The following is a 24,116-nucleotide window of genomic DNA, read 5'->3' on the forward strand; positions in this document are numbered from 1 at the left end:
TATGACCATTTCCGCTCAAGTCATCGACACTATCGTCGAATGGATCGACGACAATCTGCACCAGCCATTACGAATAGAAGAGATTGCCCGCCACGCGGGTTACTCGAAGTGGCACCTGCAGCGGTTGTTTATGCAGTACAAAGGGGAGAGTCTGGGGCGCTATATCCGTGAACGCAAGCTGCTGCTGGCGGCGCGCGATCTGCGTGAATCCGACGCCCGGGTGTACGACATCTGCCTGCGTTACGGGTTTGACTCGCAGCAGACGTTTACCCGCATCTTTACCCGCACGTTCAACCAGCCGCCTGGCGCGTACCGTAAAGAGAACCATAGCCAGACACATTAACCTGTCGCGTGTAGGCCGGGTAAGGCGTAGCCGCCACCCGGCCTTTTTATGGGCTCACGACGCCAGTGAAAACCAGCGTCGCCAGACGAAACGCAGCACAAAGAATTCAATCGCCCCGAGCAGTAAAAACCACACGCAGAACAGAATGGTATAGAGCTGGTTAAGATCGACCATGTGAAAGGTCTGAACCAGCTTCTGCGCCAGTACCAGCCCAAGCGAAGGCGCAGGGAGCAGCAGGCATGAAAGCAGTGCCAGCAATAAAATGCCGCCTGCGGTGAGCAGCGATTCTAGCGGGTGTTTCATCGTAATGTTAATCGTCAGTTAAAAATGTCATTGTCCGGCATCCCGGAACGTAAAGCAATATAAACCCGGCGCACGTTTACGGATAAAACGAATGCGCTATTCTGTGAATAATTAACAGAAAAAGATAAATATCCCAGACGCGATTAAATAATTATCGCGTAGTGTAAATAAACGTCCGTCTCAGGAAAATAATTTTACAAATGTATAGGTGCTATAACCAATTAACGTGGCAATAACAATGGCCGCGATAACGTATAACACCAGTCTCCGCCCGCGATAAATACCCCACATGGTTCCCCCTCGTTTAGTTTTGGTTTAGAAATATTTTGTAAAAATCAGATCATCGAAATAGTTTTAATCAGTTTTGAATAACCGAGAAGTCATTATATTGCGGTAGATCAATTTTACCCGCAAGACTTTAAAATGAATTTATTTAAGCCCGAAAGGAATTCAGGCTTCTGTTCACCGGAAATTGAAGGAAAAATACGATGACTGAAAAAAAAGTGATTCCGAACGTGCCGCCTTCCGGCGGGCTGGCATACCAGCAGACCGTAGAGCAGGTGCTTGCTCACGCGCAGAGCCAGGCCAGCGGTCTGGACCGTGCAGAGGCGCAGGCGCGTCTGCAAAAAACAGGGCCGAACGCGCTGCCGGAGAAAAAAGGGAAACCCGCCTGGCTGCGTTTCCTGGCCCATTTTAATGATGTGCTGATTTATGTCCTGCTGGCCGCCGCCGTATTAACGGCAGTAATGGGCCACTGGGTTGATACGCTGGTTATTTTGGGCGTGGCGGTAATCAATGCCTTAATTGGTCATATTCAGGAAAGTAACGCGGAAAAATCCCTGAAGAGTATTCGTAATATGCTCGCCAGCGAGGCGCGCGTTATTCGTAACGGCAACCATGAAACAATTCCCACAACTGAAATAGTCCCGGGCGATATTATTGTATTACGCGCGGGGGATCGTATTCCGGCGGATATGCGTTTAATTGAAGCGCATAATTTACGCGTGGAAGAGGCGATTCTGACCGGTGAATCCACCGTGGTGGATAAACACGTTAATCCGCTGAGCGGCGAATTACCGCTGGGCGATCGCACCAACATGGTCTTCTCCGGAACGACCGTCAGCGCGGGCGGCGGCGTCGGCGTGGTCACCGCCACCGGTCAGGATACGGAACTCGGTCACATCAACCAGATGATGGCGGGGATCGAGAAGCACCGTACGCCGCTGCTGGTGCAGATGGACAAGCTGGGTAAGGCGATCTTTGCGATTATTCTGGCGATGATGGCCGCGCTGTTTGTTTTCAGCCTGGCGTTCCGCGAGATCCCGATGGGCGAGCTGCTGCTCTCCCTGATTAGCCTGGCGGTCGCCTCCGTACCGGAAGGTCTGCCGGCGATTATCTCCATCATCCTCTCCCTGGGCGTGCAGGCGATGGCGCGCAAGCGGGCCATCATCCGCAAGCTGCCGACGGTGGAAACGCTTGGCGCGATGACCGTGGTCTGCTCGGATAAAACCGGCACCCTGACCATGAACGAGATGACGGTCAAAGCCATCATCACCGCCGACGCCTGCTACCGCGTGGACGGCAACAGCTACGAGCCGGTGGGTAACCTCTACCTGGAAGGCAGCGACGAGCCGGTCCACATCCAGCCGGGCACCGTGCTGGAGCAGTACCTGCGCACCATCGACCTGTGTAACGACAGCCAGCTGATTCAGGACGATCGCGGGCTGTGGGGCATCACCGGCGGCCCAACCGAGGGCGCGCTGAAGGTGCTGGCGGCGAAGGCCAACCTTGAGCCGGTGATGACCACGCTGGTTAACAAAATCCCGTTCGACTCGCAGTACAAGTACATGAGCACCCACTACCAGATTGGCGGTGAGGAGCAGATCCTGATCACCGGGGCGCCGGACGTCATTTTCGCCCTCTGCGCGCAACAGCAGACCCGTCACGGTGAGGAAGCCTTCAACCGCGCGTACTGGGAAAGTGAGATGGAGCGCTATGCGCGTCAGGGGCTGCGCATGGTCGCCGCGGCGTTCAAGCCGGCGAACGGCGAGCAGGAACTGACGCACGATGACCTGAGCCACGGCCTGATCTTCCTCGGCATCGCCGGGATGATGGATCCGCCGCGCCCGGAAGCGATTGACGCGATTAACGCCTGCCAGCAGGCGGGGATCCGCGTGAAGATGATCACCGGCGATCACCCGCAGACGGCAATGAGCATCGGGCAGATGCTGGGGATCAGCAACAGCGAGCAGGCGGTCACCGGCTATGAGCTGGAGAAGATGGACGACGCCGCGCTGGCGGAAGCCGCGGTGAAGTATGACATCTTCGCCCGTACCAGCCCGGAGCATAAGCTGCGCCTGGTGAAAGCGCTGCAGGACAAAGGTGAAATTGTCGGCATGACCGGTGACGGCGTGAACGACGCCCCGGCGCTGCGTCAGGCGGACGTGGGCATTGCGATGGGCATTAAGGGCACGGAAGTGACCAAAGAGGCGGCGGACATGGTCCTGACGGACGATAACTTCGCCACCATTGCCAGCGCGGTGAAAGAGGGGCGTCGCGTTTACGACAACCTGAAGAAAACCATCCTGTTCATCATGCCGACCAACCTGGCGCAGGGGCTGCTGATTGTGATTGCGCTGCTGGCGGGGAACATCATTCCGCTGACGCCGGTCCTGATCCTGTGGATGAACATGGCGACCTCCGCCACGCTCTCCTTCGGCCTGGCCTTTGAAGCCGCCGAGCGCAACATCATGCGCCGTCCGCCGCGTCAGACCGGCCAGCACGTGATGGACGCCTACGCCGTCTGGCGCGTGGCCTTCGTCGGCACCATGATTGCCATCGCCGCCTTTGCGCTGGAAGCCTGGCTGGCTCCGCGCGGCCACAGCGCGGAGTTCATCCGCACCGTGCTGCTGCAGATGCTGGTCTGCGCCCAGTGGGTGTACATGATTAACTGCCGCAACACCGAAGGGTTCTCCCTCAACCGCGGCCTGCTGGCGAACAAAGGGATCTGGCTGGTGACGGGCGTGCTGTTCCTGCTCCAGGCGGCGATTATCTACCTGCCGTTTATGCAGATGCTGTTCGGTACCGAAGCGCTGCCGCTGCGCTACTGGTTTGTGACCCTGGCCGTTGCAGGCGTGATGTTCTTCGTCGTCGAGATCGAGAAGCGGCTGACCCGCAGGTTCCGTAAGGCTGCATAACCTTTTGCCCTCACCCTAACCCTCTCCCTGTGGGAGAGGGCCGGGGTGAAGGCAACAACCCTGAGGTACTCCCATGAAACTCCCACTCCTGTTCGCGCTTCTCGCCTGCACTCTGCCACCCGCATTCGCTGCCGCCATTCCCGTTCGCGTCGCCACCGTGGAGCAAACCGCCCACGCCGCCGAGCGCCAAATCCCGGGCCGCATCGAAGCCATTCACACCGTTGAGCTACGCGCACGCACGGAGGGCGCGATCGCCAAAATCCACTTCCGCGACGGGCAGTACGTGAAAAAAGACGACGTGCTGTTTGAGCTGGACGACGCCGAGCCGCGCGCCGCCCTGCGCCTGGCGCAGGCCGAAGTGAAAAGCGCCGAAGCCACGCTGCGCCAGGCGCAGCAGCAGCTTTCCCGCTTTGAAAGTCTCGGCAGCAGCAACGCCATCAGCCGCCACGACGTGGACAACGCCCGCATGCAGCGCGACGTCGCCAGCGCCGCTCTCGAGCAGGCGAAGGCCCGGCTCGACGCCCGCCGCGTCACCCTGGGCTACACCCGCATCACCTCGCCGATTGACGGCCGCGTGGGGCACAGCAGCTTCCACGTGGGTAGCCTGGTCAACCCGGCGAGCGGCGTTTTGGTGGAGGTGGTGCAGCTTGACCCGATCCGCATCGCCTTTGCGCTGGAAGAGAGGGCGTTTGCCGCCAAAGCCGGACAGCATGCGGATATCAACGCCATGAAGCGTGCCTGGCAGGCGCTGATCGACAGCAACGGCCAGCGCGTCAGCGGCGAGCTGACGTCAGTGGATAACCGCGTTGACCCGCGCACCGCCAGCGTGATGCTGCGCGCCGAGTTCGCCAACCCGCGCCATCAGCTCCTGCCCGGTGGCAATGTAAACGTGTTTTTGCGCCCGGCAAGCGAACAGCCCGTGCTGACCCTGCCCGCTGCCGCGGTGCAGCAGAACGGCGACGGGTTCTTTGCCTGGGTGGTTAACGCCGACGGCAAAGCCGAAATGCGCCCGCTGAAGATAGCCGGACAGATTGGCCAGCAGTTCCAGATTACCTCCGGCGTGAAGCCCGGTGAGCGAGCGATTACTGACGGCGCGCAGCGCGTGCAGCCCGGCGCTGCCGTCCAGATACTCAACTAAGGAGCCATCATGCTGACGTTTTTCATCAAACGCCCGCGCTTCGCGATGGTGATTGCGCTGGTCATCACCCTGCTGGGGGCCATCGCGCTGAGGATTATTCCGGTGGAGCAGTACCCGCAGATCGCGCCGCCGGTGGTGAACGTTTCTGCCAGCTGGCCGGGCGCCAGCTCGGCCGACGTGGCGGAGGCCATCGCCACGCCGCTGGAGACCCAGCTGAACGGCGTGGACCACATGCTCTACATGGAGTCCACCAGCTCGGACGAAGGCACCTACAGTCTGAACATTACCTTTGCGGCGGGCACCGACCCGGACCTCGCCGCCATCGACGTGCAAAACCGCGTGGCGCAGGCCGTGGCGCAGCTGCCCACCGAGGCGCAGCAAAACGGCGTGCAGGTGCGCAAGCGCGCCACCAACCTGATGATGGGGGTAAGCCTTTACTCACCGAATAACACCCACACGCCGCTGTTCGTCAGCAACTACGCCAGCACCCAGGTGCGCGAGGCGCTGGCTCGCCTGCCGGGCGTCGGGCAGGTGCAGATGTTCGGCGCGCGCGACTACAGCATGCGCATCTGGCTGCGTCCGGACCGCATGAACGCCCTGAACGTCACCACCGACGACGTGGCGCAGGCGCTGCGCGAGCAGAACGTGCAGGGGGCGGCCGGCCAGGTGGGCACCCCGCCGGTGTTTAACGGCCAGCAGCAGACCCTGACCATCAACGGGCTGGGGCGCTTAAGCCAGGCCGACGAGTTTGCCGACATCATTATTCGCGCCGGGGAGATGGGCCAGCTGGTGCGCCTGAAGGACGTCGCCACCATCGAGCTTGGCTCGCGCAGCTACAGCTCGGGCGCGCAGCTGAACGGGCACGACTCAGCCTATCTCGGCATCTACCCGACGCCGTCCGCCAATGCCCTGCGCGTGGCCGACGCGGTGCGCGCGGAGCTGGAGCGCCTCTCGACGCGCTTCCCGGACGACCTGGTCTATGAGGTGAAGTTCGACACCACCTCCTTTGTGGCCGCCACCATTAAGGAGATTGGCGTCTCGCTGGCGCTCACGATGCTGGCGGTGGTGGTGGTCGTTTCCCTGTTCCTGCAAAGCTGGCGCGCGACGCTGATTGTCGCGCTTGCCATTCCGGTGTCGCTGGTGGGCACCTTTGCGGTGCTCTACGCGCTCGGCTACTCCGCCAATACGCTGAGCCTGTTCGCCATCATTCTGGCGCTGACCATGGTGGTGGATGACGCCATCGTGGTGGTGGAAAGCGTCGAAACGCTGATGGCGGAAGGGCAGAGCCGCACGGCGGCGACCGCGCTGGCGCTGCGCCAGATTGCCGGGCCGGTGATTGCCACCACGCTGGTGCTGCTGGCGGTGTTTGTGCCGGTGGCGCTGCTGCCGGGGATTGTCGGCGAGCTGTACCGCCAGTTCGCGGTGACGCTCTCGACGGCCGTGACGCTCTCAAGCCTCGTGGCGCTGACCCTGACGCCCGCGCTGTGCGCGATGCTGCTGCGTCCGCGCCCGGAGAAACCGGCGGCCGTTTATCGCGCCTTCAACCGCGGGCTGGACGCCACGCGCGGTTTGTACACCCGCCTCGTGCAGGTCTTAAACCTGCGCCCGTGGCTGGCGCTGCTGGCCACCGCAGGCGCGGCGGCCGTCGTGCTGTTCAGCTTTATGTCGATGCCAAAAGGCTTCCTGCCGCAGGAGGACCAGGGCTACTTCTTCGCCAGCGTTCAGCTGCCGGAAGCGGCTTCGCTGGAGCGCACCGAAGCGGTGATGACCACCGCGCGCGAATTAATCGCCCAAAATCCGGCGGTGGAAGACGTGATTCAGGTCTCCGGATTTAACATCCTCAACGGCACCAGCGCCTCCAACGGCGGGTTTATCTCCATCATGCTCAAAGACTGGAGCGAGCGTCCGCCGCTGGATGAGGTGATGGGTACCCTTCAGCGCCAGCTGCTGGCCCTGCCGGAGGCGACCATCATGACCTTCGCGCCGCCGACGCTGCCGGGGCTGGGCAACGCCTCCGGCTTTGACCTGCGCATCCAGGCGCAGGCGGGGCAGAGCCCGGCGGAGCTGGAGCGCGTCACCCGCGAGGTGCTGATGAAAGCCAACCAGCACCCGCAGCTGAGCCGCGTGTTCACCACCTGGAGCAGCAACGTGCCGCAGCTGACGCTGACCGTTGACCGCGAGCGCGCCGCCCGCCTCGACGTGCCGGTATCGCGCATCTTCAGCAGCCTGCAAACCGCCTTTGGCGGCACCCGCGCCGGGGATTTCAGCATCAACAACCGCGTCTACCACGTGGTAATGCAGAACGAGATGCAGTGGCGCGAGCGCGCCGAGCAGATCGGCGAGCTGTTCGTGCGCAGCAACAGCGGCGAGCGGGTGCGCCTGAGCAACCTCGTCACCATCACGCCAACCGTCGGCGCGCCGTTCCTGCAGCAGTACAACCAGTTCCCGTCCGTGTCGGTGAGCGGCTCGGCAGCGGAAGGGGTGAGCAGCAGCACCGCCATGGCGGCGATGGGCGAGATTCTGGCGCAGAGCCTGCCAGCCGGCTACGACTACGCATGGAGCGGCATGTCGTACCAGGAACAGCAGACCGGCAATCAGGCGATCTGGATCGTGCTGGCGGCGGTGGTGATGGCGTGGCTGTTCCTCGTCGCCCAGTACGAGAGCTGGACGCTTCCGGCAAGCGTGATGCTCTCGGTGCTGTTCGCGCTCGGTGGGGCGCTGGTCTGGCTGTGGCTGGCGGGCTACGCCAACGACGTGTACGTGCAGATTGGTCTGGTATTGCTGATCGCGTTAGCGGCCAAGAACGCGATTCTTATCGTCGAGTTCGCCCGCGCGCGGCGTATGGACGGAATGGCGATTGTCGATGCCGCGCGGGAAGGGGCCTCGCGCCGCTTCCGGGCGGTGATGATGACCGCCGTGTCGTTCATTATCGGCGTATTGCCGATGATGCTGGCGACCGGGGCGGGCGCCCAGAGCCGCCGCATCATCGGCACCACGGTCTTCAGCGGCATGCTGGTGGCGACCGTGGTGGGGATTCTGTTCATCCCCGCGCTGTTCGTGCTGTTCCAGCGCCTGCGGGAGTGGGGTCACGGCCTTACGGACTCGTCGCCCACAGCTCGCAGTGCTTCTGCACCAGAGAAATCAGCGAGCCGCCGTCGGCGATAAAGTCCCGCATGCGCTGCGCCTCGCTCTTGCCCTGCTTTAACAGCAGGGCAATTTCATTGATTGCGCTTGTCGCGCCGAGCTTCTCGGCCGACGGCGCCACCTGCTCCAGCAGCCAGGCGATATCTTCCGCCACGGTTTTGTGCTCGCCGGTATGCACATCCGTCAGGATCCCCTCCAGCCCGTAGCGACACGCCTGAAAACGGTTAAAACGGTAGAGCAGAAAATCCCGTTCCTGATGCTTATACGGCCGCGTGGTCAGCAGCCAGTGCGACGTGGCCTGAATCAGCCCGGCGATGTTAATCGCGTGGCCGAGCGTCAGCGGCGTATCCATCACTCGCACCTCCACGGTGCCAAAATGCGGGCTGGGGCGAATATCCCAGTGCAGATCTTTGATGCTGTCGATCATGCTGGTGGCGCTCAGGCGGCGGAACAGCCCTTCGAACTCCTGCCAGCTGTTGACCCACGGCATCTGGCCGTTATCCGGGAACCCGGAGAAGATGTTGAGCCGCGACGAGGAGAACTTCGTGTCCGTGCCCTGCATGTACGGCGAGGCGGCCGCCAGGGCGATAAAATGCGGCACGAAGCGCGACAGGCCGTGCAGCAGGTAAATGGCGTCATCCCCGGTCCGGCACCCGACGTGCACGTGCTGGCCGAACACCGTTGCCTGCAAAATCAGGTAGCCAAAGCGCTCCAGCGTGACGTTATAGCGCTCATCGTCGCACACCTCCTGACGCTGCCATTTCTGGAACGGATGCGTCCCGCCGCCGCAGATCTGAATGTGTTGCTCCGCCGCCGCGCGCAGGATGCTCTGCTGCATCACCGAGAACTGCGCCGCCGCCTGATCGATGGTCTGACACACGCCGGTGGCGATTTCGAGCATGCTTTCGGTGATGTCGTGTTTGACTTCACCGCCTTTGATGTCGTCTTTGACGGCGGCAATGAGCGCGGAGGAGTCCTGGCTGAGATCGTACCCCGGCGGGTTAACCACCTGCAGTTCGAGCTCGATGCCAAGGGTGAACGGTTCAGAGGATTTAAAATCAGGTAAAGGCATGGCGCACTCCGTTGTCTGTGAATGTTGAGTATAGACAACGGGTGTGGCGCGCTCGTCTCAGGGTGGTATAACTGATAGCAGGCTTAGCAAAAGGGGAGTGACTTATGTCTGACTATCCAACCATTGCGCTGATTGGTCCCGGTGCGATTGGCACCACCATTGCCGCGGTGTTGCATGACGCGGGCCGCACACCGCTGCTCTGCGGACGCACCGCGCATCCGGAATTACGCCTGCGTCACGATGAGGGTGAAACGGTGGTGCCCGGTCCGGTATTCACCGATCCGACGGCCATCACGCGCCCCGTTGACCTCGTGTTTATCGCGGTAAAAACGACGCAAAATGCCGACAGCGCCGGGTGGCTGCGCGCCCTTTACGATGAAAATACCGTGGTCTGCGCGCTGCAAAACGGCGTAGAGCAGAAGGCGCAGCTTGAGCCTTTGGTCAGTGGCGCAACGGTGCTGCCGTCGGTGGTCTGGTTCCCGGCGCAGCGCGAGCCGGATGCCTCCGTCTGGCTACGGGCGAAGCCGCGCCTGACGCTGCCGGACGTGCCGCAGGCGCAGCGGGTGGTGGAGGCGCTTCGCGGTACGCACTGTGAAGTTGAACTCTCGGCTGATTTCCCCACCATCGCCTGGCGCAAGCTGCTGCAAAACGCGGTCGCCGGGCTCATGGTGCTCGCTAACCGCCGTGCCGGGATGTTCAGGCGCGAGGATATCAGCGAACTTTCGCTGGCCTATCTGCGGGAAGGGCTTACTGTCGCCCGCGCCGAGGGGGCGAAGCTGGCCGATGACGTGGCGCAGGAGATTCTGGCGAACTTCCAGCGCGCGCCTGAGGACCTCGGCACGTCGATTCTCGCTGACCGTCAGGCGGATCGCCCGATGGAGTGGGACATCCGCAACGGCGTGATCCAGCGCTACGGCCGCAAACACGGGATTGCGGTGCCCATCAGCGACGTGGTGGTGCCGCTGCTGGCGGCGGGGAGCGAGGGGCCGGGTTAACGGTTACTGTTTTTCCGTTCGGCAAAATAATGGGCAAGCGTGGCTGTGGGGCGAAAGAGGGGGAAGATGATAGATGTGAATATGAATGTCTGCTTTGTGCCAAAAGCAGACGTGGATAATGTTGAGATATGTTAATTTATGGGGAGCAGGTCAACAAATAAAAGGAGAAGAAGATGCAAATCAAATTTGGGGTGTTGTTACTCGTGGTGCTTGTGCCATTGACATCGACTGCAGCAAAAGGGAGTTTTATTTTTTCGGTCGGTAATGAGAAAACTTTGTTTGATTCTGGATGTGTAAAGACAATTGATTATGTAGAGAAGGATGAGATAGGTGCAGAGAATTTAGTCTTTAGATTTTCCGATGAATGTGGCAAAAGGTTGTCGGACATGACCCGACAGAATATCGGAAAGCATATGACCATCGCCTACGATGATAATAAAATTACTTCCGCTATGATTGCCTCGCGCCTGAGTACCAGTTTCAGAATATCCACAAAAGACATACCAAGAATAATGTTAATGCAAATACTTAACGATTATGATGGTGTTCGTGATTAACCAGAAAAAGCGGAAAATAATAATTTATTTGGCAATGTAAAAGTCATTCATAAAGACAATTTCCGCTCTACGCTCACAGCGGACATCGATCTTCGAGCCGATCCGCGCTGTGACAAGATCGGACTTTCTATGGCTATTATTTGTCAAAAAATTGAGCACAGGTCGCATCAGTACATCATATCTATAAGTCAATTTCTATATCTGCAACATAAATCACGCCTTTCACTTCATTTGGCAATATTTCATATTTCAATGGTGTTTTTGGTTTCGAAATTAATTTATATCCACCTTGTTCATAGTCGTAGCTGAACAATCCTTTACTTGACATCTCAACAAATGAGCGCAGATAGGAAGAACGCTGATTGTCATTTGAAAATGCAGGCAGATTGCCTTCTATGACATACACCTCTGACAAGGGTTCCAGCGAGTAAATATAATCAAAAATAAAATTATAGTCCTCGACAGATGACTTGATCCTTTCAGGAATCGGCCCCTGACCTGCTGTTGCAAAATGCGCTAAGTACCCTTCCTGGCTGGATAAAAACCAGTCCAGATCATATTGTAAAAAGTCATCGTCCATTTTCGTCATTTTTTTACACCAAATATCTTTTTTCATTTCTCACAACGTAGAATCACATCGCCACTACCTGACCGGATGCGATGACCTATCCCCGGTTGATTATCACATGCTAGTGTTAGTCCTGCATCTGATACAGAATGGATTAAAGGACCGTTTTTCGCTCATAGCTGTCGCTCTTAAAGGTTTTCCATATAATAAAACGCATTCATTAACTCATCTTCTGTGAGTGGCGATATCAGACTTGCGCCTGTATCACTCTCAACCTTCATCAGTAGCTCGCTGCGGGTGATTCCCAATCTATTCGCTACGTGGTTTGCGCAACTCCGTGCGTGTGATGCTCTATGCGCAAGAGGAGCTTCTATGTCTAAGACTTTTCTTTTTGATGATGAATGTGACATTGATTCCTCCTTTAATCGAAATTGCTGTCCAATCAGGCATGATGCGATAAGAAAAAAACTGATGTTTCTTGCGAGCTTCTACCTGAAGGGGAAAGAGCGCCTCAAATAAAACTTCGTAAACCATAATAGCTGAAGTTGGTGATCGTGTCCGCTCTTCAAACATATCGGCCGTTGCCGACCAAATTCTCTGATTTCATGCTCATGTTATCGGTTTAGCGTCCGATAAATAATGTAAACTAGCGTAGTTTGAATGAGGGAAAAGGATGAGGGAACTAGCTGAATTAATTGATAAAAAGAGATCTGGCTGGCATTCAGTGAAACAATGGCTGCAAGAAGCAAGCAATAGCTATGAAGTCTTACCTTGTAACCTTGCGCAAGCTCGCGCTGATTTACATCAGCTTCAGATAACTACTTTCTCTCCGCTTGGGGCAATTTCATATGAAACGGGAGGAATACTCATTGATAATGGTTGGTTGCGAATTTTAGGCTCAGGTCACACCAGACTGTCAAGAAGTCTGGCTTCATGGACGCAATTGGTAACTGCTGGTCAGACATTTCAGGCATTATTAATTGCTGATGATGCATCTGGAGGTTTTTTTGCACTTAACGGGGGAGAATTAGGTAAAGATCTCGGTGGGATATATTACCTTGCTCCGGATACTCTTGAATGGGAGAGCCTCGATACCCACTATTCAGGTTTTCTGCATTGGGCACTTTGCGGAGATTTGGATTTATTCTATAAAAATGTACGCTGGACGGGTTGGCGCGAAGAGATGGCTTTAATGAATTGTAATCTCGTTTATTCTTTCTATCCTTTTCTCTGGACTGAACAGCAGTTGTCTGTAGAAAAGCGTTCGCGAGTTACGATACCTGTTGAAAAGCACTGGGCACTTTGCCTGGATTTACAACATCAATTAACCAACATGCAGAGCGACGATTTACCTCCTCCTTGATTAATCAACGTGATAAATGTTTAGAGAATAAGCTAATTTTTATATAAATGATTTTTATTGAATGAGTAAGTTGATTTAAACCTAAACGGAACCAGAAATGGGAAAAATAATTCGCATGCTTTTTATTACTCTGGTGTTAACTTCTTGCGCTGTCGAGAAAAGTAACCAAAGTGATATAAGCCCTGAACTGCAAAATAAAATGGGAGTTATGTACGCGAAAGGGCTAGGTGTTGAGGTGGATTACCATAAAGCTTTTGAATTTTATATGAAATCAGCTCTTCGAAATTATGCTCAAGCCCAAAATAATGTGGCATTTTGTTATGTTTCTGGGCAAGGGGTTAAAAAAGATTATTCAAAAGCGATGCAGTGGTATTTAAAAGCCGCACAACAAAACCATGCTGAAGCTCAAAATAACATTGGCGTCATGTATGAAAAAGCAGAGGGTATACCGCAAGATTATGCTCAGGCTATGAAGTGGTATCTTAAAGCGGCCAGTAACGGTAATGCCAATGCTAAAAAAAATATTGGAAATCTTTATTACTACGGGAAAGGAGTGCCGCAAGATTATGCAAAAGCTATGGAGTGGTATGAAAGCATTAAAAACACTGATATTTATTTACCAGAGTGATAAGCTTCCCCATGCAGTTTGCCTGGATGGAAATAGTTTCAGTTATTGAGGTATGTCCTTTCTTTGCTAAAAGCGGACCTTGCCCGCTTTTCTGCCCTTTCCCTATCATGAGCGGAGGGTGATAGCCTCCGCTCAGTTTTGATGTCGGGACATTGAACAATAGAGCTCTGCATGCACAGGCATCAAATGATGAAGCCACACGTGCTTTTATCGGATAAACGTTCTTTTTACGCGAACAGATGTTATGAAATAAGGAATCCAAATCAAAGCTGTTATCACGTTTCTAAAAATTGGCACAAGTTCATTATAGCCAATTTCAGCGCCAGGAATTAATATGTAAAGCAAGTAGGTATTAAATGACATTGTCGTCACGATTGATATTAAAAACAAAATATAAAGCTTTGGTAGCGATTTCTTCTTTTTTAGGAAAAATGAAAGAACGGTGACTGTAAAAAGAAATTCGCCTATATAAATAACCAGGGAAAGCATGAAGAAGATTTTTGCATTTGCATTCAAATGCGAATAGTTTTCTATCGTAAATTTAAATGCATCTGTCATTGCAAAAAGATAGGAAGCAGCAGTGACCACTAATCCTATAAGAGGGAGAAAAAGAAAGCCTCCAATTTTCCTGAAGTTTTTATCTTCGCAACTGTCGCAAAACTCTCTGTCCTGAGGTATTTCGACCCCACACTTTATGCATCCCCATTCCATATATGGACCTTTGGTAAATTTTATAATTAACAATAGATTAAACGAAGTCTATTACAAACACAACTGACCGATAAATAAGTGTACTGTACAGGTAATTTTCCGCGTAAATTTGTGTTAAGGGTGAATATCCGCCGCGCAGGTATTCATTTTAAAGGCGGTTGATCGGTACCGCTTTTTGCTAATAACCGCTCCTCAAACATTTCTTTCCGGCCGTTCTCGTCCGGAAACGGATATTTAAAGCGAAGTGCTAACGCTGAACGCCATAAGGTTATCTGTTGCACTTCAGTCCAGCTTCTCGATATTCAACCTAACCGCTTTCAGCGTTCTCCTGCGGATCCAGCCGCTGCCCGCCCGGATTATCAGCCAGTAAGCCGCCATCCTGAGCCGGGTGCTTCTGTCCGGGCAATCGACGAACGTTTCTGTACTGAGTTCATGCTGGCCTGGCGCCAATTCCGTTACCTGATAGCGCAGCAACAGTGTCGCGCTGCCCGGCACGGCAGGCGTCTGAAACGCGCTGGCATCCGGCACGTTTTCCAGACCGAAATCTGCACGCCAGAATTGCCCTCTTAAGCCATAGCAAAGCTCCGATGCTGAATCTTTCAAAAGGGTGAAACTGTGCAGGCCAAAGTTGCTGATTGAGTCAGCCTGCTGATCGCGCAGAAGTTTTTGCGGTAATTGCCGCAAAGCCATCAACCGACGAATCACAGCATCTTGCCGGACGTCAAAGTTGGCAATCAACGGCAGAATCTGTTCAGGGTGCGCAGTATGAATGACCGTTTGGTGTTTTTCATGAAACTGGAACTGAGGTAAAAAAGCGGGGACATCCTGCCACTGAGCAAGCGCTTTGCGGGTTACGAATCCAGGATTCAGCATTTCTCTTCCTTGTCATCCCTTGAGTGCAGCCAGAGTATCAGATGGCGTTCCGCAAGCAATTACCAGGAAAAGAGAGGGGTATCTGGCCGAAATGCTCCCCCATCCGCAGCAGCAGAATTCCGGCCTTCCATCACCCGTCTCAGTGCGCTGCGATATACGGCTCCTTCACAAACTCCGCCAGCAGCCAGACCATATCGTGCAGCAACCCGGTGAGTTCTTTCGCCACGCGCGCAGGCAGTGTCCCGCCCATCACCGCCAGCGTTAACGCCACGGCATAATCCACCTGCAACGTCGTCTCCTGCCAGCAGTCCGGCACGCAGGAAACGATCTTTTCTCCTGCGATGAGCCTTTCAACCAGATGCGGGGGAAGTTCTGTATCGCAACATTCACGCAGGCGTTTAAGCAGTTCCAGCAAGCGCTCGCAAAGTATAGAAAACGTCACGGGATCGTCAGTTTCAACCAGCACGCTCACACAGGCGGCGCAGGTGTCAGCCAGTTCGAAGAGATCTGCAGAATCGCAAAGTTGAAGATCGATGAGGTGGTGAACCGCGCTTTCTTCAGAGAGCGCATAAGAAAACTCAGGGACAGTAGCCATTTAGCATCCTCTTTAGGTAAAAATGTCACGTTATGCTAACGGGTTCCTACGCCCGGTTACGGATGGGCCGCAACGCAGGCACTTTACGGCGGTGAAAAAAGGATGGAAAGGGGATAACCCTGAATTACATAAGGTTGCTTGCAGGTTTGCGAGGCGGCTTCCAGAAGGGCATTGCCGGGTGGCGGCTACGCCTTACCCGGCCTACAAAAACCACCAACCAAACCGGCCGCTACCCCTCGCTCATCATCGCCAGAAACCGCTTCACCGTCCGCGAGCGTTCAAAGCGCCGCCAGCAGAGCGCGATATCGGTGTAAAGCTCCGGCGAGCTCAGCGCGTGGTAGGTGACATTAGGCGGAGAAATGGCCGCCATGGATTTCGGCACCAGCGCAAACCCGCCGCCCGCGGAAACCATGCTCAGGGAGGATGAAAGCTGTGACGACTGCAGCGCGTGCTGCACGTCGATCCCGGCCCGCTCGCAGCAGCCGTGAACCCGGTCGTACAGGCCGGGCGCGACCTCCTGCGGGAACAGCACCACCGGCGTATCCCGAAGCTGCTCTAACGCCAGCGAATCGCACGCCGCCAGCGGATGGTCGCGATGCAGCGCCACCACCATCGGCTCCCGATCGAGGATGGTTAACTCGAACGCCTTGCTGCTCTCGCACGGCAGGCGCACGAAGGCGATATCCAGTTCACCCTCCGCCAGCATCGTCGTCAGCGACGACATATTGGCTTCCACCTGGTGAACCTGCACCGCCATGTTCTGCACCTGAAACTGGCGAATCAGCGCGAAAATTTTGGGATGAAAAGCATCGGAGCTGGTGATGCCAATCGACAGGTTACCGTTCAGCCCGCGCGCGATGCCGCGGGCTTTCTCCAGCGCGGCGTCGCTCAGCGCCAGGATCTTGCAGGCGTCCTCGTAGAAGGCTTCTCCCGCTTCGGTCAGCTCCACGCCCCGCGTCAGGCGTCTGAACAGCGGCGTGCCCACTTCCTCTTCGAGCCGTTTGATCTGCTGACTCAGAGGAGGCTGCGAAATACCCAGCGCTTCGGCCGCCCTGGTGAAGTGTCGCTCGCGTGCAACCGCGACAAAATACCGCAGATAACGAAGTTCCATATCTAAAACGTCTCAAACCAGCATGGTTTCTATATTGGAACTCTCTGCTGAATCGGGTCAACATTTATTTAACCTTTCTAAATAAAGTTGAAGAGGACGAGCATGATGGTGCATTCATCTGCCTGCGACTGTGAAGCCAGCTTGTGCGAGACCCTGCGCGGGTTCTCCGCCCAGCATCCTGACAGCGTGATCTATCAGACATCGCTAATGAGCGCCCTGCTAAGCGGCGTGTATGAAGGAGAGACCACCATCGCCGATCTGCTGGCACACGGTGATTTTGGTCTGGGCACCTTCAACGAGCTGGACGGCGAAATGATTGCCTTCAGCAGCCAGGTGTACCAGCTGCGCGCCGACGGCAGCGCCCGGGCCGCGAAGCCGGAGCAGAAAACGCCGTTCGCGGTGATGACCTGGTTCCAGCCGCAGTACCGTAAAACCTTCGACGCGCCGGTCAGCCGTCAGCAGATCCACGACGTCATCGACCAGCAGATCCCCTCCGATAACCTGTTCTGCGCGCTGCGCATTGACGGCAACTTCCGCCATGCCCACACCCGCACCGTACCGCGCCAGACGCCGCCGTACCGCGCGATGACCGACGTGCTGGACGACCAGCCGGTGTTCCGCTTTAACCAGCGCGAAGGGGTGCTGGTCGGGTTCCGCACGCCGCAGCATATGCAGGGGATCAACGTGGCGGGCTACCACGAACACTTCATCACCGACGACCGTCAGGGCGGGGGCCATCTGCTTGACTACCAGCTGGAGAGCGGCGTGCTCACCTTCGGTGAAATTCACAAGCTGATGATTGACCTGCCCGCCGACAGCGCCTTTTTACAGGCCAACCTTCACCCCAGCAATCTGGATGCGGCTATCCGTGCCGTCGAAAACTAACAGGAGAACTACCGTGAACAGTGAGAAACAGTCACGTCAGTGGGCGCACGGCGCCGATTTGGTTGTCGGCCAGCTGGAAGCGCAGGGCGTGAAGCAGGTGTTCGGGATCCCGGGGGCGAAAATCGACAAGGTCTTTGACTCTCTGCTGGACTCCTCCATTGAGATCATCCCGGTGCGCCACGAGGCGAACGCGGCGTTTATGGCGGCGGCGGTAGGGCGGTTGACCGGCAAGGCCGGGGTGGCGCTGGTCACTTCCGGGCCGGGCTGCTCGAACCTGATCACCGGCATTGCTACCGCCAACAGCGAAGGCGACCCGGTGGTGGCGCTGGGCGGGGCGGTGAAGCGGGCGGATAAAGCCAAGCTGGTGCACCAGAGCATGGACACCGTCGCCATGTTCAGCCCAGTCACCAAATACGCCGTGGAGGTGAGTGCGCCGGACGCGATTGCCGAGGTGGTATCGAATGCGTTTCGCGCCGCCGAGCACGGCAGGCCGGGGGGCGCGTTCGTCAGCCTGCCGCAGGACATTGTCGACCAGCCCGCCACGGGGGCGATTTTACCCGCCAGCGGTCCCGCGCTGATGGGCCCGGCACCGGAATCCGCTATCAACGACGTGGCGAAGCTTATCGAAAAGGCCAAAAACCCGGTCATCCTGCTGGGGCTGATGGCGAGCCAGCCCGCCAACAGCGCGGCGCTGCGCACGCTGCTGGAGAAAAGCCGTATTCCGGTCACCAGCACCTATCAGGCCGCCGGGGCGGTGAATCAGGAGCACTTCACCCGCTTCGCCGGACGCGTCGGTCTGTTCAATAACCAGGCGGGCGACAGGCTGCTCCATCTGGCGGACCTGATTATCTGCATCGGCTACAGCCCGGTGGAGTACGAGCCGTCCATGTGGAACAGCGGCGACGCCACGCTGGTGCACATCGACGTGCTGCCTGCCTATGAAGAACGTAACTACGTGCCGGATCTGGAGCTGGTGGGGGACATCGCCGAAACGCTGAATCAGCTCGCTAACCGTATCGATCACAAGCTGGAGCTGAGCCAGCGGGCCTCCGAAATTCTGGTCGACCGCCAGCATCAGCGCGATCTGCTCGATCGTCGCGGCGCCTCGCTTAATCAGTTTGCCCTGCATCCGCTGCGCATCGTGCGGGCCATGCAGGACATCGTGAATAACGACGTGACGCTCACCGTGGATATGGGCAGCTTCCACATCTGGATCGCCCGCTACCTCTACAGCTTCCGGGCGCGCCAGGTGATGATCTCTAACGGCCAGCAGACCATGGGCGTCGCGCTGCCGTGGGCCATTGGCGCGTGGCTGGTCAACCCGGGCCGCAAGGTGGTGTCGGTCTCCGGTGACGGCGGCTTCCTGCAGTCGAGCATGGAACTGGAAACCGCGGTGCGCCTCAACGCTAACGTGCTGCACATCATCTGGGTGGATAACGGCTACAACATGGTTGCCATTCAGGAAGAGAAAAAATACCAGCGTCTTTCCGGCGTCGAGTTCGGCCCGGTCGATTTCAAAGTCTATGCCGACGCCTTTGGCGCGAAAGGCTTTGCCGTGGAGAGCGCCGACGCGCTCGAACCCACGCTGCGCGCGGCGATGGATGTGGATGGCCCGGCCGTGGTGGCCATTCCCGTTGACTACAGCGATAACCCGCTGCTGATGGGCCAGCTCCATCTCAGCCAGATTTTGTGACTCAACATAAGGACAGAGAAATGCAAAAAGTTGCTCTCGTAACAGGCTCAGGCCAGGGGATTGGTAAAGCGATTGCGCTTCGCCTGGTGAAGGATGGCTTTGCCGTCGCCATCGCCGACTATAACGCGGAAACGGCCAGAGCCGTGGCCGATGAAATTATCCGTAACGGCGGTAACGCCGTCGCCGTGAAGGTAGACGTTTCTGACCGCGAGCAGGTATTTGCGGCGGTGGAGAAAGCCCGCACCGCGCTGGGCGGTTTCCACGTGATCGTCAATAACGCCGGGGTCGCGCCATCCACGCCAATCGAATCCATCACGCCGGAGATTGTCGACAAAGTCTACAACATCAACGTGAAAGGGGTGATCTGGGGAATTCAGGCCGCGATTGACGCGTTTCGTAAAGAAGGGCACGGCGGGAAAATCATCAACGCCTGCTCCCAGGCGGGCCACACCGGTAACCCGGAGCTGGCCGTCTACAGTTCCAGTAAATTCGCGGTGCGCGGCCTAACCCAGACCGCCGCGCGGGATCTTGCTCCGCTGGGGATCACCGTTAACGCCTACTGCCCGGGCATCGTGAAAACGCCGATGTGGGCGGAGATCGACCGTCAGGTCTCTGAGGCGGCGGGTAAACCGCTCGGCTACGGAACCGAGACTTTTGCCAAACGCATTACGCTTGGCCGCCTGTCCGAGCCGGAAGATGTCGCCGCCTGCGTCTCATACCTGGCAGGACCGGACTCTGACTACATGACAGGCCAGTCTCTGCTCATCGATGGTGGGATGGTGTTCAACTAAATTCTAATAAGCTCTGACATGAGTTTTCCCCTGCCCCCGTGCAGGGGCTTTTTTTTGTCTCCTCCGTCATTGTGCATTACACTGCGCGCTGCAAAACTTTAGTCATTACGATCTGACAGGCGGTAACAGCGATGAACGGTACAATCACAACGTGGTTTAAAGATAAAGGCTTTGGATTTATCAAAGATGAAAACGGCGACAACCGCTATTTTCATGTGATTAAGGTCGCGAACCCCGATCTGATTAAGAAAGATGCCGCGGTGACCTTCGAGCCTACCACCAACAACAAAGGCCTTTCCGCCTATGCGGTGAAGGTGATCCCCGAAAGCAAACATCTCTATATCGCAGGCGAGCGCGTAAAGCTCACCTCGATCAAATCCTTCGTGGTGTTCAGCGAAGAAGAGCCCGTTGATACCAAAATCGACAAAGAGAACGCGGTGCTGTCGGTGGGCCTGCTGATGAACAGCATCAAGCCAAAATCCGATAAAAAGCCGGGCGAAATGCGCACGGTGAAGAAGCTGGCGATCACCACCTTCCAGAATACGACGCTGATCTTCACCGAAGATGAGATCGACATCGATGCCACGGTGAAGCTGCTGAAGTAATTGTTTGCCGGGTGGCGGCTACGCCTTACCCGGCCTACGAAAAACCATCAACGCGGCACGAAACGTAGGCCCGGTAAGCGCAGCGCCACCGGGCACCGCCGCACGCACTTAACCCATCCTGTGCTCGCCCCGTAACATCGCCTCACGGTTAAACACCTTCTGGATCTTCCCGTGCGCCATCAATGCCGCGCGGTCGGACATATGGGCAATCACGTCCGCGTCGTGGCTCACCAGCAGATAGGTCATCTCATGCTCGGCCTTCAGGCGATTAAGCAGGTTCAGGATTTCCGCCTGCACCGACATATCCAGCGCCGAAGTGGGCTCATCCAGCAGCAGAAGCTGCGGGCGCAGCAGCAGCGCCCGGGCAATGGCAACGCGCTGACGCTGGCCGCCGGAAAGCTGGTGCGGGTAGCGCCAGCCCGCGTCGGCGGAGAGCCCCACCTCGTGCAGCGCATTGGCCACCTTCTCCGCGACCTGCGTCTCGCCGCGAATGTTCAACGGCTCCGACAGCGTGCGAGAAATCGTGTGGTTGGGATGCAGCGACGCCCACGGATCCTGAAACACCATCTGCACGTTGCGGCGAAGCTCGTCTTCAAAGCGTCGCCCTGGCATTAACGCTTCTCCCAGTAGCGCAATACTGCCGCGCCACTCGCGCTGCAGCCCCGCCAGCACGCGCAGAATAGTCGATTTCCCGCAGCCGGATTCACCGATCAGGCTGAACGTCTCGCCTTTCTCAATGCTAAAGCTGGCGGCCGAAACCGCCGTTTTTTCCCCGAAGGTGACCTGCACCTGGTTAACCTCAACGATCGCCATCGCTGGCCTCCTTCCACGGCTGCGAACGGTCGAGCGTCGGCAGCATCTGCCCATAAGTATGGGCGTCTGGACGACAGGTCCACAGGGTGCGCGTGTACGGATGCGTCGCCTGCGGGAGCCGGCTTGCCGCCATCTCATCGACCTTTTCGCCCTGATACATCACCAGCACGCGGTCGCAGTGCTCCGCCACCAGCTGCAGATCGTGGCTGATGAGCAGCATCGCCATCTGGCGTTCTTCGCACTGCTGCACGAGCAGCTCGAGGATCTGGTTGCGCAGGCGGGCGTCCAGCGCGGAGGTCGGTTCGTCGGCAATCAGCACCTGCGGGTTGTTGAGCAGCGCCATCGCAATCATCACCCGCTGGCCCATGCCTCCGGAAAGTTCGCCGGGATAGCGTGACAGCACGTTCTCGCTCAGCCCGACGGCGCGGAGGATGTCGTGAATACGCGCCGTACGCTCCGGACGCGGCAGGCGCTGATGCAGGGTCAGCGCCTCATCAAGCTGGGCGGCGACGCTTTTCACGGGGTTAAGGGCGTAGCGCGGATCCTGCAGGACCATCGCAATGCCGTTGCCGCGCAGCGCCTGCCAGCGGCGGGCGTTCAGGGTCAGCAGATCGTTGCCCAGCACGTTAAGCCGGTTGGCGCTTACGATGCCGGGTTTACGCACCAGACCCATCAGGGCGCGGGCGGACATGGACTTGCCGGAGCCGGATTCCCCCACCAGCGCCAGCCGCTCGTTGCCAAGCGTAAAGCTCAGGTTGTTGACCACGCGTGCGGCGGGGTAGTCGATATTCAGCGCATCGACGATGACGCGGTGTTCAGTCATGCTGTGGCTCCAGTACGTCGCGCAGGCCATCGCCTAACAGGTTAAACGCCAGGCTGGCAAACAGAATCGCTCCGCCCGGAATAGCGGCAATCCACCACTGGTCGAAAATCACCTGCATGCCGTCGGCAATCATCGCGCCCCATTCGGCCATGGGCGGACGCGCGCCAAGGCCGAGGAAGCCGAGACCAGCGGCGGCCAGAATAATCCCCGCCAGATCCAGCGCCAGCCGCACAATCGCGGACGGCAGGCACAGGGGCACAATATGGCCGACCAGCAGGCGCGGGCCGCGGATCCCCATCATCTCCGCGGCGGCCAGATAATCGCTGTGGCGCAGGCGTTGAATTTCACTCCGGGCCTGACGCGCGTAGGCCGGCCAGGTGGTTAAGGCCAGCGCCAGCGCGCCGTTGACCAGCCCCGGGCCGAGCATCGCCACAAACGCGAAGGCGAGGATCAGGCGCGGCATCGACATCACCACGTCGGTAAAGCGCATCAGGACTCGCTCCAGCCAGCCGCCGTAGTAGCCGGACAGGATCCCCACCAGCAGCCCGGCGGGCAGGGTGATAACGGTGACTAAGGCCACCAGCCCGAGCGCCGGACGGGTGCCGTAAATCAGGCGCGAGAGCAGATCGCGCCCGTAGCTGTCGGTGCCCAGCCAGTGCTGGCCGTTCGGTGCCTGCAGGCGCGCGGCGGCGTCCTGCCAGTTCGGATCAACCGGTACCAGCCAGGGCGCGAACAGGGCAATAAACACCAGCAGCGCGAGGGCAATCAGCCCGCAAACGGCGGCAGGGGAGCGGCGCAGGCGGCGTAAGAAGAGATAAAACGGCATCAGCGCACCCTGGGATCGGTCGCCCGCACAAGCAGGTCGGTAAGGTTATTGATCGGCACAAAGCAGACGCCGATCAGCAGCGTGCCGCCCATGACCGCGGTAGTGTCTCCGGCGAACAGGGCGATGGTGAGATAGCGTCCGATGCCCGGCCACGAGAAGACGGTTTCGGTTAATACCGCACCTTCCAGCATGCTGGTATAGGCCAGGGCGATCACCGTCAGCAGGGTGCTGCGAATGTTCGGCAGCACGTGGCGCAGCAGAATGGTCATCTCCCCGGCGCCCTTGGCGCGGGCAAGCAGGATGTACTCCTTGTTCATTTCGCTGAGGCAGGCGGAGCGGGTCAGACGGGTAATGCTCGCCAGCGAGTAGTACGCCAGCAGCAGCACCGGCAGCACCAGGTGGCTGATGGCGTTGCGGAATGCCTCGCGATCGCCGGAAAGCCAGGTATCTATCAGCGCAAAGCCGGTGCGCGGCTCGACGGTGAACTGCCAGATGTCGTCCAGCCTGCCGGGGCCCGCGCTCCACTGCAGCTTCGCGTAGAACAGGGCCAGCATCAGCAGGCCAAGCCAGAAAATCGGCACCGAGTTGCCGAGCAGGGTGAGCGTTCTGATCGCTAAGTCCAGTGGCGAACCGGCGTAGCGGGCGCACAGCACACCCGCAATCACGCCGAGTATCGTGCCGATAATTAGCGCCAGCGTTGCCAGCTCCAGCGTGGCGGGGAAGGCGTGCAGCAGATCCTGCAGCACCGGCTGCCCGGTGGCGCTGGCGGTGCCTAAATCCCCGTGGGCAAGGTTTTGCAGGTAGTGCCAGAACTGCACGGGCAGGGGACGATCCAGCCCGAGCTGGTGGCGAACCTGATCGTACGTTGACTGGCTGGCGTGCTCGCCGACGATCTGCAGCACGCGATCGACCGGTGAAAACGCCGAGAGCGCAAACGTGACGAGCAGCAGCCCGAATAGCGTGAGCAGCAGGGTCAGAAGACCCTGAAGCACGCGGGTGGAAAGATGTGGCATGGAAAATCTCTTCATGCCGGGTGGCGGCTTCGCCTTACCCGGCCTACAAAAACCGAGAACACAGGCCGG

Annotated in this window: 23 protein-coding genes; 12 read left to right on the plus strand and 11 right to left on the minus strand. The window is 57.8% G+C overall.

Features of this window, described 5'->3' with window-relative positions; all coding sequences use genetic code 11:
- Window position 1 precedes the first annotated feature (1 nt).
- The gene (locus L362_RS21325; protein ID WP_010428317.1) at window positions 2-343 is read left to right on the plus strand and encodes a RamA family antibiotic efflux transcriptional regulator; all 342 of its coding nucleotides are present in this window, start codon (window positions 2-4) and stop codon (window positions 341-343) included.
- Window positions 344-397: 54 nt separating this feature from the next.
- On the opposite strand, the gene L362_RS21320 is transcribed toward L362_RS21325, so the two are convergent.
- A complete protein-coding gene (locus L362_RS21320; RefSeq protein WP_013097677.1) occupies window positions 398-646 on the minus strand; it encodes a DUF1158 domain-containing protein in 249 nt (82 codons plus the stop codon).
- Window positions 647-1,134: 488 nt separating this feature from the next.
- Here L362_RS21320 and L362_RS21315 point away from each other — a divergent pair, with 488 nt between their 5' ends.
- From L362_RS21315 to L362_RS21305, 3 genes are all read left to right on the plus strand, one after another.
- A complete protein-coding gene (locus L362_RS21315; protein WP_023343537.1) occupies window positions 1,135-3,843 on the plus strand; it encodes a cation-transporting P-type ATPase in 2,709 nt (902 codons plus the stop codon).
- A gap of 73 nt (window positions 3,844-3,916) precedes the next feature.
- Window positions 3,917-4,981: an efflux RND transporter periplasmic adaptor subunit gene (locus L362_RS21310; RefSeq protein ID WP_023343538.1), complete on the plus strand. Its 1,065-nt coding sequence runs from the start codon at window positions 3,917-3,919 to the stop codon at window positions 4,979-4,981.
- A 9-nt stretch (window positions 4,982-4,990) separates the two neighbouring features.
- Entirely contained in the window at window positions 4,991-8,146 is a 3,156-nt protein-coding gene (locus L362_RS21305) for an efflux RND transporter permease subunit (RefSeq protein WP_023343539.1), read from the plus strand.
- Here L362_RS21305 and L362_RS21300 read toward each other — a convergent pair.
- On the minus strand, window positions 8,076-9,197 hold the full coding sequence (locus tag L362_RS21300; protein ID WP_021242649.1) for a YbdK family carboxylate-amine ligase: 1,122 nt from the start codon (window positions 9,195-9,197) through the stop codon (window positions 8,076-8,078). The genes L362_RS21305 and L362_RS21300 overlap by 71 nt on opposite strands.
- A gap of 104 nt (window positions 9,198-9,301) precedes the next feature.
- On the opposite strand from L362_RS21300, the gene L362_RS21295 reads away from it, so the two are divergent.
- Both L362_RS21295 and L362_RS21290 read left to right on the plus strand, forming a co-directional pair.
- Window positions 9,302-10,192: an oxidoreductase gene (locus L362_RS21295; protein ID WP_023343540.1), complete on the plus strand. Its 891-nt coding sequence runs from the start codon at window positions 9,302-9,304 to the stop codon at window positions 10,190-10,192.
- Window positions 10,193-10,365: 173 nt separating this feature from the next.
- A complete protein-coding gene (locus L362_RS21290; RefSeq protein ID WP_023326846.1) occupies window positions 10,366-10,749 on the plus strand; it encodes a SecDF P1 head subdomain-containing protein in 384 nt (127 codons plus the stop codon).
- A gap of 181 nt (window positions 10,750-10,930) precedes the next feature.
- Here L362_RS21290 and L362_RS21285 read toward each other — a convergent pair whose 3' ends face one another.
- Entirely contained in the window at window positions 10,931-11,365 is a 435-nt protein-coding gene (locus tag L362_RS21285) for a hypothetical protein (RefSeq protein ID WP_227028251.1), read from the minus strand.
- 625 nt (window positions 11,366-11,990) lie between these two features.
- On the opposite strand from L362_RS21285, the gene L362_RS23550 reads away from it, so the two are divergent.
- Window positions 11,991-12,680, plus strand: a complete 690-nt coding sequence (locus tag L362_RS23550) for a DUF2625 domain-containing protein (protein ID WP_023326849.1) — start codon at window positions 11,991-11,993, stop codon at window positions 12,678-12,680.
- Between the two features lie 97 nt (window positions 12,681-12,777).
- A complete protein-coding gene (locus L362_RS0122680) occupies window positions 12,778-13,308 on the plus strand; it encodes a tetratricopeptide repeat protein (RefSeq protein ID WP_023326850.1) in 531 nt (176 codons plus the stop codon).
- A 207-nt stretch (window positions 13,309-13,515) separates the two neighbouring features.
- Here the strand turns inward: L362_RS0122680 and L362_RS21280 are convergent, their stop codons facing one another.
- The 4 genes from L362_RS21280 to L362_RS21265 all read right to left on the minus strand — a co-directional run bounded on the left by L362_RS21280 (window position 13,516) and on the right by L362_RS21265 (window position 16,598).
- Complete coding sequence (locus L362_RS21280; RefSeq protein WP_023326851.1) at window positions 13,516-14,019, minus strand: DUF2569 family protein; 504 nt, start codon at window positions 14,017-14,019, stop codon at window positions 13,516-13,518.
- A gap of 282 nt (window positions 14,020-14,301) precedes the next feature.
- Window positions 14,302-14,892 (minus strand): hypothetical protein, encoded by a 591-nt coding sequence (locus tag L362_RS21275; protein ID WP_023343541.1) that lies wholly within the window; start codon window positions 14,890-14,892, stop codon window positions 14,302-14,304.
- Window positions 14,893-15,031: 139 nt separating this feature from the next.
- Window positions 15,032-15,487, minus strand: a complete 456-nt coding sequence (locus tag L362_RS21270) for a hypothetical protein (RefSeq protein WP_023326853.1) — start codon at window positions 15,485-15,487, stop codon at window positions 15,032-15,034.
- Between the two features lie 229 nt (window positions 15,488-15,716).
- Entirely contained in the window at window positions 15,717-16,598 is an 882-nt protein-coding gene (locus L362_RS21265) for a LysR family transcriptional regulator (RefSeq protein ID WP_021242639.1), read from the minus strand.
- 105 nt (window positions 16,599-16,703) lie between these two features.
- Here L362_RS21265 and budA point away from each other — a divergent pair, with 105 nt between their 5' ends.
- The 4 genes from budA to L362_RS21245 all read left to right on the plus strand — a co-directional run bounded on the left by budA (window position 16,704) and on the right by L362_RS21245 (window position 20,572).
- The gene (gene budA, locus L362_RS21260) at window positions 16,704-17,483 is read left to right on the plus strand and encodes an acetolactate decarboxylase (RefSeq protein ID WP_031275271.1); all 780 of its coding nucleotides are present in this window, start codon (window positions 16,704-16,706) and stop codon (window positions 17,481-17,483) included.
- The gene (gene alsS, locus L362_RS21255; protein WP_191091709.1) at window positions 17,455-19,176 is read left to right on the plus strand and encodes an acetolactate synthase AlsS; all 1,722 of its coding nucleotides are present in this window, start codon (window positions 17,455-17,457) and stop codon (window positions 19,174-19,176) included. Before budA ends, alsS begins: the two co-directional genes overlap by 29 nt.
- Before the next feature lie 20 nt (window positions 19,177-19,196).
- Window positions 19,197-19,967 (plus strand): (S)-acetoin forming diacetyl reductase, encoded by a 771-nt coding sequence (locus L362_RS21250; RefSeq protein ID WP_008499406.1) that lies wholly within the window; start codon window positions 19,197-19,199, stop codon window positions 19,965-19,967.
- 131 nt (window positions 19,968-20,098) lie between these two features.
- Window positions 20,099-20,572 (plus strand): cold-shock protein, encoded by a 474-nt coding sequence (locus L362_RS21245; protein WP_008499407.1) that lies wholly within the window; start codon window positions 20,099-20,101, stop codon window positions 20,570-20,572.
- A 108-nt stretch (window positions 20,573-20,680) separates the two neighbouring features.
- On the opposite strand, the gene L362_RS21240 is transcribed toward L362_RS21245, so the two are convergent.
- From L362_RS21240 to L362_RS21225, 4 genes are read right to left on the minus strand one after another with little or no spacing between them, the layout of a single operon-like run.
- Window positions 20,681-21,385, minus strand: a complete 705-nt coding sequence (locus tag L362_RS21240) for an ABC transporter ATP-binding protein (protein WP_023326855.1) — start codon at window positions 21,383-21,385, stop codon at window positions 20,681-20,683.
- Window positions 21,372-22,208, minus strand: coding sequence for an ABC transporter ATP-binding protein (locus tag L362_RS21235; RefSeq protein WP_023326856.1), 837 nt, complete (start codon window positions 22,206-22,208; stop codon window positions 21,372-21,374). Before L362_RS21235 ends, L362_RS21240 begins: the two co-directional genes overlap by 14 nt.
- Window positions 22,201-23,034, minus strand: coding sequence for an ABC transporter permease (locus L362_RS21230; protein ID WP_023343542.1), 834 nt, complete (start codon window positions 23,032-23,034; stop codon window positions 22,201-22,203). Before L362_RS21230 ends, L362_RS21235 begins: the two co-directional genes overlap by 8 nt.
- Complete coding sequence (locus L362_RS21225) at window positions 23,034-24,047, minus strand: ABC transporter permease (RefSeq protein ID WP_023343543.1); 1,014 nt, start codon at window positions 24,045-24,047, stop codon at window positions 23,034-23,036. Before L362_RS21225 ends, L362_RS21230 begins: the two co-directional genes overlap by 1 nt.
- Between the last annotated feature and the right edge of the window lie 69 nt (window positions 24,048-24,116).

The organism is Enterobacter sp. MGH 16 (genome assembly GCF_000493175.1).
GTDB classification, from domain to species: domain Bacteria; phylum Pseudomonadota; class Gammaproteobacteria; order Enterobacterales; family Enterobacteriaceae; genus Enterobacter; species Enterobacter roggenkampii.

Bases quoted from the DNA above. Each gene is read 5' to 3' on its own strand.
- L362_RS21325 (WP_010428317.1), top strand. From the start codon at position 2: ATGACCATTTCCGCTCAAGTCATCGACACTATCGTCGAATGGATCGAC.
- L362_RS21320 (WP_013097677.1), bottom strand. From the start codon at position 646: ATGAAACACCCGCTAGAATCGCTGCTCACCGCAGGCGGCATTTTATTG.
- L362_RS21315 (WP_023343537.1), top strand. From the start codon at position 1,135: ATGACTGAAAAAAAAGTGATTCCGAACGTGCCGCCTTCCGGCGGGCTG.
- L362_RS21310 (WP_023343538.1), top strand. From the start codon at position 3,917: ATGAAACTCCCACTCCTGTTCGCGCTTCTCGCCTGCACTCTGCCACCC.
- L362_RS21305 (WP_023343539.1), top strand. From the start codon at position 4,991: ATGCTGACGTTTTTCATCAAACGCCCGCGCTTCGCGATGGTGATTGCG.
- L362_RS21300 (WP_021242649.1), bottom strand. From the start codon at position 9,197: ATGCCTTTACCTGATTTTAAATCCTCTGAACCGTTCACCCTTGGCATC.
- L362_RS21295 (WP_023343540.1), top strand. From the start codon at position 9,302: ATGTCTGACTATCCAACCATTGCGCTGATTGGTCCCGGTGCGATTGGC.
- L362_RS21290 (WP_023326846.1), top strand. From the start codon at position 10,366: ATGCAAATCAAATTTGGGGTGTTGTTACTCGTGGTGCTTGTGCCATTG.
- L362_RS21285 (WP_227028251.1), bottom strand. From the start codon at position 11,365: ATGAAAAAAGATATTTGGTGTAAAAAAATGACGAAAATGGACGATGAC.
- L362_RS23550 (WP_023326849.1), top strand. From the start codon at position 11,991: ATGAGGGAACTAGCTGAATTAATTGATAAAAAGAGATCTGGCTGGCAT.
- L362_RS0122680 (WP_023326850.1), top strand. From the start codon at position 12,778: ATGGGAAAAATAATTCGCATGCTTTTTATTACTCTGGTGTTAACTTCT.
- L362_RS21280 (WP_023326851.1), bottom strand. From the start codon at position 14,019: ATGGAATGGGGATGCATAAAGTGTGGGGTCGAAATACCTCAGGACAGA.
- L362_RS21275 (WP_023343541.1), bottom strand. From the start codon at position 14,892: ATGCTGAATCCTGGATTCGTAACCCGCAAAGCGCTTGCTCAGTGGCAG.
- L362_RS21270 (WP_023326853.1), bottom strand. From the start codon at position 15,487: ATGGCTACTGTCCCTGAGTTTTCTTATGCGCTCTCTGAAGAAAGCGCG.
- L362_RS21265 (WP_021242639.1), bottom strand. From the start codon at position 16,598: ATGGAACTTCGTTATCTGCGGTATTTTGTCGCGGTTGCACGCGAGCGA.
- budA (WP_031275271.1), top strand. From the start codon at position 16,704: ATGGTGCATTCATCTGCCTGCGACTGTGAAGCCAGCTTGTGCGAGACC.
- alsS (WP_191091709.1), top strand. From the start codon at position 17,455: ATGCGGCTATCCGTGCCGTCGAAAACTAACAGGAGAACTACCGTGAAC.
- L362_RS21250 (WP_008499406.1), top strand. From the start codon at position 19,197: ATGCAAAAAGTTGCTCTCGTAACAGGCTCAGGCCAGGGGATTGGTAAA.
- L362_RS21245 (WP_008499407.1), top strand. From the start codon at position 20,099: ATGAACGGTACAATCACAACGTGGTTTAAAGATAAAGGCTTTGGATTT.
- L362_RS21240 (WP_023326855.1), bottom strand. From the start codon at position 21,385: ATGGCGATCGTTGAGGTTAACCAGGTGCAGGTCACCTTCGGGGAAAAA.
- L362_RS21235 (WP_023326856.1), bottom strand. From the start codon at position 22,208: ATGACTGAACACCGCGTCATCGTCGATGCGCTGAATATCGACTACCCC.
- L362_RS21230 (WP_023343542.1), bottom strand. From the start codon at position 23,034: ATGCCGTTTTATCTCTTCTTACGCCGCCTGCGCCGCTCCCCTGCCGCC.
- L362_RS21225 (WP_023343543.1), bottom strand. From the start codon at position 24,047: ATGCCACATCTTTCCACCCGCGTGCTTCAGGGTCTTCTGACCCTGCTG.